Raw genomic sequence first — 15,530 nt, 5'->3', positions numbered from 1 at the left:
GCTTCCCAAATGGGGCAGGTGGTTTTATTTGCTTCCAATCCTTCTTCCTATTCCCATATTCTTCTCGTAGGCCATATGCATTATAATAAGATGATGCTATGTGCTTATTATCGTTTTCAGGGGAGAAACCAATGACAAAGATAGAGATATTGAAAGCGATGCTGACTCGAGACGAGACGAATGCATTGACTTGGTATCTGCTTGGACTGGAATATGCAGAGATGGGGGAGCGCAATGAAGCGTTGCATGCCTTTACCCAGGCATTGACACTCGGGGATGAAGAGATCAGACATATGATCGTGAAAGAGGGAAATCCATATCAGCAAGAATCTCCGCTCAAAAAGGCGATTGAGGATACGGATTTTTTCCTTGCCTATGAATCGGTTCCCATGCTCTTGACGCAGAGAGGTCAATCGGACGAAGAGGGTACCAGTGAAGCGACGAAGCAACGACCGATGACGCTGGCTGACATTGGGGGAATGACGACGATCAAGGATGAGGTACAGCAGAAGATTGTCCAACCATTTGTTACGCCAGGGGCAGCCGGGATCTTTCGCAAAAAGGGTTATGGTGATAGCGTCCTCCTATATGGGCCGCCCGGGTGCGGCAAGAACACCTTGGCGAAGGCAATCGCCGGAGAATGCGAGGCGCATTTTTTGCCACTCTCTCTGGCAGATAGTCTTTCACCCTATCAGGGAGTCGATGAAGAACAGATCAAAGACTTATTTGCTCGGGCGCGGGCGCAAAAACCGACCCTTCTCTTCCTGGATGAACTGGACGCGCTGAGCAACAACAGAGGAAAAGCTTCCTCCCTGCTCTTGCGCAGAGTGACCGACCAATTGCTATGGGAGATGGATCAGATCAAATGCAGCCCCGAAAAAATGCTGATCGTCGCGGCTACCAGCATGCCTTGGGACGTCGATCCGTCCTGTCATCGACGATTTGACAAGCAGATATTTGTCGGTCCACCAGATCTGGAAGCCCGCGAAGCCATTTTTCGCCAAAAATTGTCCGGCCGTCCATCGGAACCGCTTAATTTCGCGCAGCTTGCCGCCTGGACCTCCTTTTATTCGGCTGCGGATATCGAGTATGTAGTAGAATTGGCGACGGAGCAGGTCCTGCATGATTTGCTGACGCAGGGCATCGAACGCCCGATCCAGATGAGTGATTTGCGCGAATCGATCGCTGCGACCCGCTCTACGACTGTCGAGTGGCTGCGGACGATGAAAAGCTATCTGAAATACGCTGATCAAGAAGGCCTATACAAGGAAGCGGAATCCTATCTTCTCCACCAAAATCGGTTGTAACTTACTAATCCACGATTGTACAAATTGTGGTACTCTATTTGCAGCAGTTGTTGGGAAGGAGAAAATCATGACAAAAACAAAAGCATGGATGCTCATTGTTCTGTCGGCCATTTTTTTGCTGGCTGGCTGCAGCAGCGATCCAGTCGAGGAAGACGCGAACCAATACTTTAAAGATGAATTGCCCAAGGTAGCCTCCCTGGAGCAGGAGATTATGACCCAGTTTAGCAGCATGTCACAAACCCTGAAGGACCCGCAGGCCTTGTACCAGGGATTGAACGATCAGGTATTGCCGCGTTATGAGGCGTTTGTGCAGGAACTGGAGAAGATCAAGCCTGCGACCAAGGATGTACAGGAGGTCCATGAAAAATACATGGCTGCGACCCGCGCCCAGCAAGCGGCATTTCAACTGATCGTCACTGCGCTCAAGGACAAGGACAAGGCAGGCCTGACCACTGCCCGCGAGAAGCTGGAAGAGGCCAGGACCCTGGTGAAAGAAAGTAAAGAGAGCATGAAGCAATTGGCCCAAGGCTACGGAATCCAGCTCTAAACCCGTTTTACCCGAACGATGCAGGGGGAGGCTCGTATAGTCCGCCGGTATATATCGCGACGAGGGTACTGGCGATCTCGTCTAACGTAGCTTGGTTTTTGTTTTTCGCGATGTCCCACAAATACATTTCATGCGAGTAGAACCAGCCCCGGGCGACAAGCTCGGGGTTTACTTCTGCTCGGGCCAAGCCTTGACGCTGGGCATGGCAAATATCCTGGGCGATTCGCTGGACGAACTGCTCCCGGATCTCCTCCCATTTTTGCTGGACGGTGGGGAAAGCTCCCATCGCTTCGGAAAACAGCTGAAGCATTTTGCGTTCGGATACCGCCAGATTCAAAAAGGTCGTGGTTTGATGCAGGATCATCTCGTGGGCCTCTTCCCGCGTCTGGGGAAAGAAAGGCAATTCCGCGATCGCGTAAAAGGCAGCCATGACATCTTCCATGAGAACGATCAAAAAATCATCTTTTCCGCTGAAATGGACATAAGCTGTCCCATAGCCGGTATTGGCACGCTTGATGATTTGCGAGATTGTTGTTTTTTGAAAGCCTTCTTCGAGAAAAATTTGTCGTGCAGCTTCCAATAGCTTTTGCCGTGTCTGCTGCGATCTGAGGTGGCGACCATCAGTCTGGGAATGGCTCTGTTCCACTTCCATCGTCCCCTTTCTATGTTCTTACGATACAGGGAATGGTCACAAATGAAAAGAGAGAACCCGATTATTCGCGTGAATGTTGACGCTGGTTCCACTATTCTGTAATCTGTGGAAAAGAAGCGTAGTGGAAGGGGAGGGAAATTCGTATGTGTGCGAAATTGCTGGATATATCACGCCCGCTGGTGGCAGGGACACCGACATGGCCGGGTGATACGCCTTTTACCTATGAAGTGAACTGGCCAAAATCATCAAGCGGCTCTGTCAATGTAGGAAAGCTGACCATGAGTATACATACCGGAACACATGTGGATGCCCCTTTTCACTTCGATGACGACGGGAGAAGGATGCTCCATCTGGACATCGACCTGTACGTCGGGATGGCTCGGGTCGTGGAACTGTTGGACAAACCCAGCATCGGGGCAGAAGATCTCGCCCATTTGGATTTGGAAGGCGTCAGTCGCTTGTTGATTCGTACAGGCTCCTGGAGTGACCCAAAGCACTTTCCAGAGGAGATCTGCTATCTGCGTCCTGATCTGCCTGCCTTTCTGGCTGAAAAAGGAATCCGACTGATCGGGGTAGATGTGCCATCGGTCGATCCGTTGGACAGCAAGGAATTGCTTGCTCATCACGGTTTGCACCAGCACGACATCCATATTTTGGAGGGTCTGCTCCTGGATCATGTCGAGCCGGGCGACTATGAGTTGATCGCACTGCCGCTGCCTCTCGCCGATGCGGATGGCAGTCCTGTACGAGCGGTGCTGCGAAAATAGAAGTAACAGCATGTGAAAAAACCGTTCGCCCCAAACATCAGGGTGAACGGTTTTCTTTATCTCAAGTTACGTGCTACGTGCCTTGCGAGAGAGGGGATGTCTTCTCGATGACACCAAAAGCCATACCGCGAGCTTTCAGCCGTTCCAAAAAGGGGATTGGGTCAATCAACTCCGGTGGAATGCAGCCTGTCGTTTGTAACAACCCCTCCGCAATCATGTCGACGGCAACGACGGGAGGAATTCCAGTCTGCCAGATCGTTGCTTGAAATTCGGTTTTGTAAAACACCTCGTCATGATTGGCTATGGTGTAGACGTAAACTTCTTTACGTTTGTTATTTTTCTTGCCCTTGACCAAGGCACCCACGCTCGAGTAGCCATGGATTTTGCCAGCCAGATCAACCGGTTTGGGCATCGTGGTGACGACGACATCGCGAGGGGCCACCTTTACGCCTTTGACCTCGATTTCCTCGTCGCTGTCCAGGCCTAAATAGCTCAAGACCTTAAGCGTATTGACAAAATCGGGATGCAAGGCGTATTTGAAGTCGACGTATTTGCAGCCTTTCGCCCTGCCAATCGTTTCACCCAGCGTGGTCGCTTCCTCATGCTCGACATTGTAGCAGTCGAGCCAGCCGATTGGTTCAGGGAACTCAAACTCCTCCTTGTTGGCAAAAGGGGTCGGGAGATACTGCTCACCTTTATCCGCCGTCCAGTAATTGGGTTTGGCCAGGCATTCTTGGATAGCGGTCTGCGGGCTGAAATAGGAGCAAAAACCATCGTAATCAACGACTGAATTATCGCCGTCACGGATCAGGATCGCGTCTACCTCGTCCAGTTGATCGACGGCGTAGCGCGCGGCAATATTGGAAAAACCAGGGTCACAACCCAAGCCCATGATGCCGAGGATTCCGGCAGCACGGAATTTATCGTTCCAGGCAAGCTGCTTGCGGAGCCATTGCGGTCCCGAAGAAGCGGTATCGATATAATGCGTTCTTGTATTCAGGCACGCTTTCATCACTTCAAAGTTATTTTCCGGCAAACCGATATGCAGCAAGACATCAATATCGTCCAAGATGGCCTGCACACTGGATACGTCTCTTGCATCCACCCGTTTTACCTGAATTTCTACGTCGGTCTCACGGCGCAGTTCTGCGGCCAATTCCTCAGCAGGGGCTATGGAAATATCCGCCAATACCAGCTTGGTCAAATACTGTGATTTTACCAGTTCACACGCACTTACTTGTCCTACTCCTCCAACGCCTACTATCGCGACTCGCATAGAGTCCTCCTCCCATGGTTTGAACTATCTTCGCATTCGAAACAACCATTTTTGCAAATGCCAATCCTGATCAGCGATACAAGTCGATACATACATGACGACGTCAATGGGTTCACGCGGACGAAGTCTCAAGACAAAAACCTCCTTCAATCAAGTTTCACGGTAGTGGAGAGAAAGGGCACCTCCTCTCAGTAGCCATTGCCTTCCCCTTATATGGTATGAGACTCCCGCAACGTCCCATGCCAGGAGAGCAAGCCTGAAATGACGGATGGCAGACTTTTCTGACAATCGCTTAGGTAATTATTTTGCCTGCTCTCCTATATGGTTCACGAATAAGTCAAAAAAATCCTCTTCCCTTTCAAAAAAGGACCACAGCTTCGCAGGTGGTGCTACTTGATGAAACCGGGTATTTGCCTAATAATAACGGTGTTAGCTTGTTCGTGATGATGACAAGGAGGGGCAATCAAAATTGGATTCGATGACCATGCTGTTATTTGGCGCGACAGGTGATTTGGCAGCCCGCAAACTATTCCCTGCCTTGTTTCGCATGTTTCTGGACCAGAAGCTTCCTGAGCCTTTTTGGATTGTCGCAATCGGCAGGAGAGCTTGGAGCCAGTCGCGGTTCCGATCCCGCGTAGAGAAGTCACTGCTTGATTTTTGCCAGGATCGGTCAGCTGATTTCTCCAGGCTTCCTGCCTTTTTGCAAAGGGTCGAGTATTACGAGATGGATGTTAGGCAGCCGCAAGCCTATTTGAATTTGCACCAATATGTACGAAGCGGGGAGGGCGAACGGCTGATCGGTGATAATCGCCTCTTCTATTTGTCTGTTTCACCCGATTTGTTTGCAGGAATAGCCGGGAATCTGCAAAGCAGCGGACTAAGTCAGACGAATGGCTGGAGACGGCTGATGATCGAAAAACCGTTTGGTTCAGACCTGGCGTCTGCACGTGACCTGAATCGCAAGCTGGGTGAGGTGTTTGCCGAGGAGGAAATCTACCGCATCGATCATTATCTGGGCAAGCCGATGGTTCAGAGCTTGGGAACGCTGAAATCAGTGAATCCGATCATCCATGCGGTCTGGAACAGTCCCTACATCGCCAATGTGCAAATTACCGCCAGCGAGACGATCGGGGTGGAGGAACGCTCTGCTTACTATGATCAAACCGGGGCGATTCGAGATATGTTGCAAAATCATTTGCTGCAGTTGGCCATAATGACCGCGATGCACGTACCTGGGCGGATGACTGCGGAGGAGGTACGCGCCGAGAAGCGAAGCGTGATAGAAGCCATGCGTCCACTTGGCCAGGAGGATGTCAGACTGCACGTTGTTCGCGGGCAATACAGCAACGGATCGATAGACGGAACCCCTGTTTGCGCATACCGGGACGAAGCAGGTGTAGCGCCAAGGTCAATGACCGATACCTTCGTCGCTGCCCGCCTATTCATTGATCTGCCCCGCTGGCAAGGGGTGCCTTTTTACCTTCGAACCGGCAAGCGAATGAATGAAAAGTCGACCCGGATCGTAGTTCAGTGCAAAAGTTCGGAGGAAGCAGAGCTGCCGAATCTGGTCGTGATTCACGTCTCGCCGAATCAAGGAATGACCTTGCGATTGAATCTGCATGCTCCTGGCATGCCCGGGCAGCTCGAGCCTGTCGAAATGGCGTATGTCCCTAATCAGAAGCATCTGCCCGAATCCTACGAGATGCTGCTGGCTGAAGCGATGCGGGGGGATCGGACGCATTTTGCCCACTGGGAGGAAGTGGAGCTTGCGTGGCGTTGGGTGGAGCCGATTCTCGCGGCATTTGCTGAAAATCGCGTGCCGCTGCATCACTACCCGGCAGGTACGAACGGCCCGGATGCAGCAAACCGTTTATTGGAGGAGGACGGCTTTACCTGGTGGCTGGACCCTGAGGACGAGCCTTTATTGACACCTGTGCATGCAAGGTAAAAAATGGAGGAAAATGGAGGGCGTTGACAATGAAGGTCGGGTTGATCGGTTTGGGAAAAATGGGTCTGAATCTGGGGCTGCAATTGCTGGAGCGCGGACATGAGGTAACCGCCTTCGACGTGAATGCAGATGCGGTAAGAGAAATCAGTGGCGCAGGAGCAACCGGGGCAAATAGCCTTGCGGAACTGGTCCAGTCATTGGATACGCCACGCGTAGTCTGGCTGATGGTTCCGCATGAGCACGTAGACGGCGTATTGGAGGATCTGACTCCGTTGCTCGCTGCAGGAGATATCGTCGTCGAAGCAGGCAATTCGCATTACAAGGATTCCATCCGACGTGCAGCGCAGATGGAGGAGCACGGGATCTTTTATCTGGACGCAGGGACATCTGGCGGGATTAGCGGAGCCAGACATGGGGCTTGCTATATGGTAGGCGGAGATCCGCGGGCGTGGAGTCAGGTCGAACGACTATTCCGCGATACAGCGGTGGAGAACGGCTATCTGTACACAGGCAAATCGGGCAGCGGGCATTTTCTCAAGATGATTCATAACGGCATCGAGTACGGCATGATGGCAGCGATCGGGGAAGGGTTTGAGGTCTTGGCCAAAAGCGAGTTCGATTACGACTTTGCGAAGGTGGCAGGAGTGTGGAACCACGGCTCCGTCATTCGCTCCTGGCTGATGGAACTGACTGAACAGGCTTTTGCCCAGGATGCCCGTCTGGATGAGATCAGAGGAATCATGCACTCCTCCGGGGAGGGCAAATGGACATTGGAGACGGCACTCGACCTGCAGGCAGCCACACCGGTGATTGCCATGTCTCTTTTGATGCGCTACCGCTCGCTGGAGGCGGATACTTTTTCTGGTAAAGTGGTTGCCGCCCTTCGCAATCAGTTTGGAGGACATGCCGTGGAAAAAAACGAATAAAATAGAGGAAAGCGTCTTTTCACAAGGAGGGCAGAACTCGTGCGTTTTGGCGTGATCGGAACCAACTGGATTACCGAGGAATTCATTCGATCCGGCAGGGAAGTGGATGGCTTCTCGCTGGAGGCCGTCTATTCGCGAACGGAAGAAAGAGCTCGAGAATTTGCTGCTAGGCAGGGGATTCCGTATTGGTTTACGGACCTCGAAGACATGGTCAAAAGCAAGCGGATCGATGCGGTCTATATTGCCAGTCCCAATTCATTTCACGCCTCGCAAGCATTGGTCTGCATGGAGCATGGCATGCATGTCCTTTGTGAAAAGCCGCTGGCCTCCAACGCCGCAGAAGTCTTGCAGATGATTCAGGCTGCACGCAGGCATGAGGTCCTTTTGATGGAGGCCGTCAAATCTACGCTTGCTCCCAATTTCCGGGCGATTCAGGGCAATCTGCACAAATTGGGGCCGATTCGCCGCTATGTCGCAAGCAACGGGCAGTATTCCTCCCGTTATGACGCCTACAAGGCAGGGCAGATGCCCAATGCCTTCAACCCGGCCTTTTCCAACGGAGCGCTGATGGACATTGGCATATACTGCGTGTACCCGCTCGTTGTCCTGTTGGGCAAACCCCAGCGCATTCAGGCTGAAGCAGTCATGCTTGACTCAGGTGTAGACGGACAGGGGAGTATCCTCATGCGTTACCCGGACTGTGAAGCAGCAGTTATGTACTCCAAGATCACTACCTCTTTTCTGCCTGCCGAAATCCAAGGCGAGGACGCCACGATGGTCATCGATAAGATCAATCGCCCGCAAAAGGTGGAGATACGCTACCGCGATGGACGTGTCGAGGACCTCACAGTGCCGCAAACCCCCCACCTCATGCAATATGAAATTCGTGAATTCATGGAGTTGATCCAGAACGGAAAAAGAGAATCGGCGACCAACTCTCATCAAAACTCTCTTATGGCGATGCAGATCATGGACGAAGCGCGCAGACAGATCGGATTGCGCTTTCCGGCTGATGCGCACGCAGATTGGGGTAAACAGGAGGAGGAGACGGGAACATGAAAATGTACGATGTTACAGGTGCGATCTACGAGGGGATGACTGTCTACAAAAACAAAACGGAAAAACAGCCAAGAATCAAGCCGCAGACCAACGGCTACGTCACAGAATCCAGGATCGAGCTGGATGTACATACAGGGACGCATGTCGATGCGCCGCTCCATATGGTCGTGGATGGAGAGACGATGGAGTCCATCCCGATGGAAAAGCTGGTCGGGGGCTGCAAGGTGCTGGATCTGACAGCAGTAGCAGACCGAATCACGAGGCAGGATTTGGAGCGTTTTGAGATTGAAAAAGGGGACTTCCTGCTGTTTAAGACAAAAAATTCGTACAGCGACGAGTTTTCCTTTTCGTTTATCTATCTAGCCCAGGACGGCGCAGAGTATCTGGCAGAGTTGGGCGTTAGGGGCGTCGGGACAGATGCGCTCGGGATTGAGCGCAATCAAGAGGGGCATCCCACTCACAAGATCTTGTTCTCGGCTGGAATGATTGTGATCGAGGGCCTTCGCCTAAAAGAAGTGGCAGAGGCGAGGTACTTCATGGTCGCAGCGCCGCTGAAGCTGATCGGGACTGATGCTGCGCCGGCCCGCGTTTTGTTGTTTGAAGGACTGTTATAGCGACGAGGAGGAAAGGCAGGGAAAATCAATCATGGAACAGCAGTACGTGCTTGCGATTGATCAGGGAACCACGAGCTCACGGGCGATTTTGTTCGATAAAGCAGGAAAGATCATCGGAATCGCTCAAAAAGAGTTCAAGCAGTATTTCCCGAAGCCGGGCTGGGTGGAGCAGGATGGCCTGGAAATCTGGGCTTCCGTGGTTAGTGTCATCGGCGAAGTGCTGGCTAACCAGCAAATATCAGCCCATGAGGTCGCCGCGATCGGCATTACGAATCAGCGGGAGACGACACTTGTCTGGGACAAAGAGACCGGGATGCCGATCTCCCCCGCCATTGTTTGGCAATCGCGACAGACGGCGGAGATTTGCGATACGTTGAAGCAGCAGGGATGGACTCAGCTTTTTCGAGACAAGACAGGCTTGCTGATCGATGCTTATTTTTCCGGAACCAAGCTGAAGTGGATTTTGGATCATATAGAAGGGGCCAGGGAGCGTGCACAGCGTGGGGAACTGCTGTTTGGCACCATAGACACCTGGCTGATCTGGAAGCTGTCAGGCGGTGCGGCACACGTCACAGACTGTACGAATGCATCGCGTACATTGATGTACGATATCCATTCCCTTCGCTGGGACGAAGAACTGCTCTCCATCCTCGACGTACCTGTACAGATGCTTCCCGAGGTACGGTCCAGCTCAGAAGTATACGCCTATACGGATAAAAATCTGTTCTTTGGCGCATCTGTACCGATTAGCGGGGCTGCTGGAGACCAGCAGGCAGCTTTATTTGGTCAGGCGTGCTTTGAACAAGGCATGGCCAAGAACACCTACGGGACAGGGTGCTTCATGCTGATGAATACAGGCAAGCAAGCAGTTCGCTCCGAGCATGGCTTGCTGACGACGATCGCCTGGGGGATCGGGCAAGAGGTGGAGTACGCCTTGGAGGGAAGTATTTTCGTCGCAGGCTCTGCGATTCAATGGCTGCGAGATGGACTGCGCATGCTGAAAACCTCCTCCGAGAGCGAGAGATATGCGGAGCGTGTGTCCTCTACCGATGGCGTCTATGTCGTCCCGGCATTCGTCGGGCTGGGAACGCCTTATTGGAACAGTGAAGTGCGTGGGGCTGTGTTCGGCTTGACGAGGGGAACCAGCAAGGAGCATTTTGTCCGTGCTACCCTAGAGGCCCTGGCCTATCAGACCAAGGACGTATTGAATGCTATGGAGGCCGATTCGGGAATTCAGTTGAAAAGGCTGCGGGTAGACGGCGGTGCGGTGAGCAACAATTTCCTCATGCAGTTTCAAAGCGATATGCTGGGTGTTCCTGTCGATCGTCCACAGGTGAATGAGACGACCGCAATGGGAGCAGCGTATCTGGCTGGTCTGGCTGTAGGCTTCTGGAAGGATAGACGGGAGATCGCCGAAAACTGGCGGATGGATCGCTCATTTACGGTAGAGATGGGGGAGGAAAGCAGGGGACGGCTTTATGCGGGCTGGCAAAAAGCCGTGCAGGCAGCCATTGCCTTTGTGTAAAAAGCCTGGCTATCCATCAAGGTGAAGGACAGCCAGGCATGAGGGAACCAGTAGAGGTGATTAGTCCTTGGCTGATACGCTGCCGTCCGAATGAATCCTGGCATTGAGGGAGATGGACTCCAGACGCTTGAGCAACATCTGTCCGTCTGTATCATTCATCGGAACAGCCCGTGCCAGTTCAGCATGTACCGGAATCGCCTTCAGCGCGCAATTCCCTGATTTCGTGCAGCTTGCCTGCAAAATGATGCTCTCCCAGGTACGCGGCTCGGTCGAGCGCGTAAAGACGAAATTGCCCAGGCTGTATGCAATCCATTTATCCTTGTACGTCTCGAAGCCTTGCAGGACATGGGGATGTCCGCCTACGACCAGGTCAGCGCCAGCGTCGATGTAGGCTCGTGCGAGTTGCGTCTGATGATCGACGGGATTATCCTTGCGCTCCTCCCCCCAATGGGGGATGACGACGACCAGATCGGCCTGGGTGCGGGCTTCCTGAATCGCTTTGACTGCAAGGGCGGGATCATAGGTGGCAGCCATCCCCGGCTTGTTTTTTCCGGCGTACCAGCTCACGTCAGGAATGACGCGGCTGAACCCAAGGAAAGCGACCCGAATCCCGTTTTTCTCGACGATGACAGGAGCATAAGCCCGCTCCATGTCTTTTCCTGCTCCGATATAAGCGATCTGGTTTTTATCCAAAAAAGAAAACGTGTCGAGAAGCCCCTCTACTCCCTGGTCCATGGAATGATTATTGGCCAGGTTGACCACGTCAATGCCCGCTTCTTTGAGGGCAGGCAGTGCGGCGGGCGGCGATTTGTAGATAAATGCTTTGTTTTCAGGCGGGGTTCCTCTGGTCGTCACGGGTGTTTCCAGGTTGGCGATCGTAATATCGTCTTGGGCAAACCATTTTGCTACCTCTGTGTAGGGGTAGTCAAAACCCTTCTCTATCAGCATCTTCTCGACGTTTCCTGCCATCATGACATCACCGACAAAGGACAGATGAATATGTGGTTCTGGTGCAGGTTCGGGCATCTGGCTTGCACTGTCAGGCACGGTCTCGGGAAATCGGCTAGCTTCGTCCGGATCGGAAAAGAAGGTTTTGAAGAACGAATAGGCACCGACTGCCAGTACGGCGAGCAAGCAAAAAAGAATTGTTCGCATACTAATCTGTATCCATATGCGGCGCTTTTTATTGCGCTGTTCCTTCACCCGTTGTGTTCGCGTCTGTTTCATTCTACCCCCCTTGATCTTCCAGGACTATTGTGAAACATTTCTATAGTATAGCAAATCGAAAGCTGGCAAAACCAGTCGGCCAGCCTGCCAGATCCAATGAGAAGGGAGTTTGCCTGATGGAAGCCGCCTTTGATCATCTCGTCCATTTTCTTCATCGTCCCCCTGCGGAAGGGAGATTTTCACTTGCGCAGGCGGGATATCATGTTGCACCAGGTGGACGTCACACCTCATGGGGGACTTGGAATAGTGTCAGTTACTTTGGACTTTCCTATATCGAATGTTTAGCTGTCGAAGTCGAAGAGATAGCAGACAAGTCGGACAATCCACTGATTCGCCAATTGGTTGATGAAAAACCGGCTGGTGAGGGCTTCGGCCAGCTTGCCCTTCGCACCACGCAAATCCAGGAGTGGAGCAAGCGATTGGCTCTTGCTGGTCTGGAGGTTACAGGTCCGGTCCCAGGCAGCCGCCAGAGAGAGGACGGGACTACTGTACGCTGGCAGATGCTGTTTGCGCGCGATCCAGAAAGCGGGATGCACCCGCCGTTTTTTATCCAATGGGAACAAGGGGATGAGGAGCGCTTCCAGGAGCTGAGCAAGCGCGGCCTGATCGGAAATCACCCGAATGGAGCAACAAACCTCGACTCGGTCGGTTATGCGGTTCGGAATCTTGAGCAGGCGGCGGATACCTGGAGCCGCTGGTTTGGCTGGGAAGCAGGTACCCGTGTGTTTGATGCTGAGCTGGAGGCGCATTGCCGAAGCTTTTTCTTGCCTGGCGGGAATGTGACTTTATGCGAACCGTCCGGGGCAGGACTGACACGGCGCATGCTAGACACAAGAGGGGAAAGGCCGTTTTTCGTCCGTTTGAAAGGAGCCTGCGAAAAGACTTCGCATGAGTTGTTTGGCGGGATGTACATGACTGAATCAGTGAGCAGATAGCGTTTCACATTAAAGAAAGCAGGACGTTTGCCTCAAGGGTCACGGGTCCTGCTTTTTTATGCGGTCAGAAAGTTTACGTGCGAAGCGGTTTTTTGGTGATCTGCCGATACATGTACAACATCGCTCCCCGCCAGGTAGCCAGCATGCCGAATGCCAGCAGGAAAAACAGCCCAGCCGTTTGCAAGGGAGTAAATGAATCGTTGATGACGAGCTTGATGATTACGCGGATCACAAGCAGACCTCCGAGAATAAAGAACAAAGCTCGGGATGGCTTCAGATAAATATCCTCACCGACCACCTCAAATCGCGATGTCATGATCAAGGGAACGGACAGCACAATCCCGATCAGAAAGGCAGTCAGGTCGATAACTGGAGTTGTCGTCGTGCCAGGGAACAAAAACATGGCAAAGCCTGTTGCCATAAAAAATGGCGGCAGAATGATGCTTTTTGCAGTTACGGGTCGCTTGGCGCGTTTCATGCGCAAAATAATGACGAAGGCGGCCATGGCGATCGGGAGCAGCAGCCCAAGGGTAGAAGTTGAAAAGGTGTCCATGAAAATTTCCTCCCGTAGGTTAACGATGATGTAAGTGTACACCATTCCGGAAACTCAGACAAAGGTTCCGCATCCATCCGGCCGCAGACACTGCACTTTCCATAATAGGGAAATCAGGCTGCGGCAGGACTTTCATCACTGCTTCTCACGTCCAGCTTGTGCTTTTTACTGTACATGTACGTGAAAATGCCTGCGAACAGGGTTACCGTGGCGAGGCAGATCAGGTACAGGCTTAGGCCCAACAAATCGAGTGAGGCACCTGTAATGGCCAGCGCCAGAAAGAAAAAGCTGCGATCGAGCATGCTCTTGAAAGAAAAGAAGCGCCCGTGCTGATTTTGCGGCAGCCTTTTTTGAAAGATGGTGGTCGTCACCGGGAAGAAGAAGGCGACGATGAAGCCGAAAAAGGCAAAGGAAGCCAATACCATCACTTTATTGTCCACAAAGGTCATGCCGAATTGCGAGACAGCGAAGAAGAACAGCATCAGGGTGGACGAGGAGACCAGATTGCGTCCACCGATCCAGCGTTTGGCCAAAAGCCCCCCGATCAGGATGCTGATCCCTTCAGCAGCAAAGATCCAGCCCATGAGCTGCGGCTCTCCTTGAATGGAGCTGAAATTCAGGATCATGAGATTGACCCCGCCGAGGAAAAGGGTGATCAGCCCGCTGTTGATCAATCCGACGAAAATAGCGGGATCTTTTCGGCTAGCCGTCAACACTTCGCGAAATTCAATTTTTTCTCTTTGCTGGCTCTGCTGTACGTGCGGAATCTGAACGAAGAAGGTGATTCCGGCCAACACGACGTAGGCGACCAACGAAAACAAATAAAGCTGGGACAACGAAAAAGCAGCCACTAGGATTCCGCCCGCAGCCGTGCCGAAAATCCGAGAGAGCGTCGAGATGTTCAAATAAGCACTATTTGCTTTTAGTAATTCATCTTTGGTCAGGATGGCGGGCAGGGATGATTGCAACGTGGGAAAATAAAAGGCTGCCGAGCTTTGCATGACAATCAGGGCGATAATCATCCAGATCAAGGAATCGTAAGCGATCGCCGGAAGCATCAAGACCGGACTGATACAGCGCACCCAGCTGGAAATAATCAGGACTTTCCGTTTGTCGTATGTATCGATGATGACGCCTGCCTTCGGGGAGAGAAGAATGCTGACTGCCAATCCGCTCATGAGGACAAATGCTTTCAGCGTATCAGAAGGAATCAGGCCCTGCATAAACTGCAGGTTGGCGAGGATAAAAATCCATATGCCAGCGCCCGCGACCACTTCTCCTGTCATCAACAGCAGAAAGGTACGATTTTTCCACAACATGGGGCCCACTCCTTATCAAATAATTTTTACCAACAAGTTTATACAGTATAGCACTTGTCAAAATATTTGTATATTCTCATTGAGCGTATTCATGCAGTCGAGAACATGGTGCTGCCTTGGAATGGGTAAACTATCGGACATATGATTTACGGCCAATACGCGATAAAGGAGCTTGCTGAAGATGCTGCGAGTACGGTCGTTTTTGTTGCTGATCGGCTACGGGTTTGCTGCCACGCTTGCCATCTTCTACGGTTTGGTGGAACGCCAAAGTCTGTTCGTGACCTTTGTCAGCTTTCACCTGCTCGTCTGTCTCGGAATTCCGCTTTTTCACGGATGGCGGGAAGGAAGATTAAGCGATCATTGGCAACAAGCCTGGGGGAGGTTCGAGAAGCGCGGCGCTCTCTATGGTTTCGGATTGGGAATCCTCTTCATGGTGGGGGCCATGGCGGGCATGTGGCTGTTGCTGCAATCACCGGGCAGTGCGGATCACATCCGAAAAATATTGGAGCATTGGGGTTTGGATCGTCGCTGGATTGGGTGGTTTGCTCTCTACCTCACCGTCGTCAATTCTCTGCTGGAGGAACTGCTATGGAGGGGGTTTGTCCTGCAACGCTTTTTACGGGGGATGAACCGTCTTGCAGCTATCTTGTTATCAACTTTCTTTTATTCTCTCTACCACCTGATTGTCGCGGCCGTTTTGTTCGGGTTCTGGTGGGGTGTTCTTCTGACGGGAGTCGTGTTCATCGTCGGTCTATTATGGGCTTGGATGAAAGGGATGTTTCCCTCCGTCTATCCGACGTGGTTCAGTCATATGCTCGCGGATGCGGGCTTGGTTGGAGGGGTGCTCCTGTGGGTGTTCTGACAAGACGAAAAGC

General features: G+C 52.3%; 15 protein-coding genes. 10 read left to right on the top strand and 5 right to left on the bottom strand.

Translation table 11 applies throughout. From position 1 onward, the window contains the following. Nucleotides 1-131 precede the first annotated feature (131 nt). The gene (locus T458_RS43370; protein WP_023557343.1) at nt 132-1,307 is read left to right on the top strand and encodes an AAA family ATPase; all 1,176 of its coding nucleotides are present in this window, start codon (nt 132-134) and stop codon (nt 1,305-1,307) included. Between the two features lie 67 nt (nt 1,308-1,374). Continuing rightward, nucleotides 1,375-1,854, top strand: a complete 480-nt coding sequence (locus tag T458_RS43365; RefSeq protein WP_023557342.1) for a hypothetical protein — start codon at nt 1,375-1,377, stop codon at nt 1,852-1,854. 7 nt (nt 1,855-1,861) lie between these two features. On the opposite strand, the gene T458_RS43360 is transcribed toward T458_RS43365, so the two are convergent. After that, the gene (locus T458_RS43360) at nt 1,862-2,506 is read right to left on the bottom strand and encodes a TetR/AcrR family transcriptional regulator (RefSeq protein WP_031305881.1); all 645 of its coding nucleotides are present in this window, start codon (nt 2,504-2,506) and stop codon (nt 1,862-1,864) included. Between the two features lie 143 nt (nt 2,507-2,649). Between T458_RS43360 and kynB the strand changes: the two genes are divergently transcribed. Continuing rightward, complete coding sequence (gene kynB / locus T458_RS43355) at nt 2,650-3,273, top strand: arylformamidase (RefSeq protein WP_023557340.1); 624 nt, start codon at nt 2,650-2,652, stop codon at nt 3,271-3,273. Between the two features lie 73 nt (nt 3,274-3,346). Here the strand turns inward: kynB and T458_RS43350 are convergent, their stop codons facing one another. Continuing rightward, complete coding sequence (locus T458_RS43350) at nt 3,347-4,549, bottom strand: saccharopine dehydrogenase family protein (RefSeq protein WP_023557339.1); 1,203 nt, start codon at nt 4,547-4,549, stop codon at nt 3,347-3,349. Nucleotides 4,550-5,027: 478 nt separating this feature from the next. Here T458_RS43350 and zwf point away from each other — a divergent pair, with 478 nt between their 5' ends. The 5 genes from zwf to glpK are packed head-to-tail and all read left to right on the top strand — an operon-like array spanning nt 5,028 to nt 10,621. Next, the gene (gene zwf, locus T458_RS43345; RefSeq protein ID WP_354702692.1) at nt 5,028-6,497 is read left to right on the top strand and encodes a glucose-6-phosphate dehydrogenase; all 1,470 of its coding nucleotides are present in this window, start codon (nt 5,028-5,030) and stop codon (nt 6,495-6,497) included. Nucleotides 6,498-6,526: 29 nt separating this feature from the next. Next, nucleotides 6,527-7,423: a phosphogluconate dehydrogenase (NAD(+)-dependent, decarboxylating) gene (gene gnd / locus T458_RS43340; RefSeq protein WP_023557337.1), complete on the top strand. Its 897-nt coding sequence runs from the start codon at nt 6,527-6,529 to the stop codon at nt 7,421-7,423. Between the two features lie 39 nt (nt 7,424-7,462). Further along, the gene (locus tag T458_RS43335; RefSeq protein WP_023557336.1) at nt 7,463-8,482 is read left to right on the top strand and encodes a Gfo/Idh/MocA family protein; all 1,020 of its coding nucleotides are present in this window, start codon (nt 7,463-7,465) and stop codon (nt 8,480-8,482) included. Further along, nucleotides 8,479-9,096 carry a cyclase family protein gene (locus T458_RS43330; protein WP_023557335.1) on the top strand — a complete coding sequence of 206 codons (618 nt, stop codon included), beginning with the start codon at nt 8,479-8,481 and terminating at the stop codon, nt 9,094-9,096. Before T458_RS43335 ends, T458_RS43330 begins: the two co-directional genes overlap by 4 nt. A 31-nt stretch (nt 9,097-9,127) precedes the next feature. Beyond that, nucleotides 9,128-10,621 carry a glycerol kinase GlpK gene (gene glpK, locus T458_RS43325; RefSeq protein ID WP_023557334.1) on the top strand — a complete coding sequence of 498 codons (1,494 nt, stop codon included), beginning with the start codon at nt 9,128-9,130 and terminating at the stop codon, nt 10,619-10,621. Between the two features lie 60 nt (nt 10,622-10,681). On the opposite strand, the gene T458_RS43320 is transcribed toward glpK, so the two are convergent. Beyond that, nucleotides 10,682-11,848 carry a CapA family protein gene (locus T458_RS43320; protein WP_023557333.1) on the bottom strand — a complete coding sequence of 389 codons (1,167 nt, stop codon included), beginning with the start codon at nt 11,846-11,848 and terminating at the stop codon, nt 10,682-10,684. 116 nt (nt 11,849-11,964) lie between these two features. Between T458_RS43320 and T458_RS43315 the strand changes: the two genes are divergently transcribed. After that, a complete protein-coding gene (locus tag T458_RS43315) occupies nt 11,965-12,783 on the top strand; it encodes a VOC family protein (RefSeq protein WP_023557332.1) in 819 nt (272 codons plus the stop codon). A gap of 73 nt (nt 12,784-12,856) precedes the next feature. Here T458_RS43315 and T458_RS43310 read toward each other — a convergent pair whose 3' ends face one another. Together T458_RS43310 and T458_RS43305 are read right to left on the bottom strand one after the other, a co-directional pair. Then, the gene (locus T458_RS43310; protein WP_023557331.1) at nt 12,857-13,336 is read right to left on the bottom strand and encodes a CcdC family protein; all 480 of its coding nucleotides are present in this window, start codon (nt 13,334-13,336) and stop codon (nt 12,857-12,859) included. Between the two features lie 113 nt (nt 13,337-13,449). Continuing rightward, nucleotides 13,450-14,655: an MFS transporter gene (locus T458_RS43305; protein WP_023557330.1), complete on the bottom strand. Its 1,206-nt coding sequence runs from the start codon at nt 14,653-14,655 to the stop codon at nt 13,450-13,452. Between the two features lie 181 nt (nt 14,656-14,836). On the opposite strand from T458_RS43305, the gene T458_RS43300 reads away from it, so the two are divergent. Beyond that, entirely contained in the window at nt 14,837-15,517 is a 681-nt protein-coding gene (locus T458_RS43300; protein ID WP_023557329.1) for a CPBP family intramembrane glutamic endopeptidase, read from the top strand. Nucleotides 15,518-15,530 lie beyond the last annotated feature (13 nt).

Source organism: Brevibacillus panacihumi W25 (genome assembly GCF_000503775.1).
Taxonomy (GTDB): Bacteria; Bacillota; Bacilli; order Brevibacillales; family Brevibacillaceae; genus Brevibacillus; species Brevibacillus panacihumi_A.
This window is presented reverse-complemented; position numbering and strand designations above follow the sequence as displayed.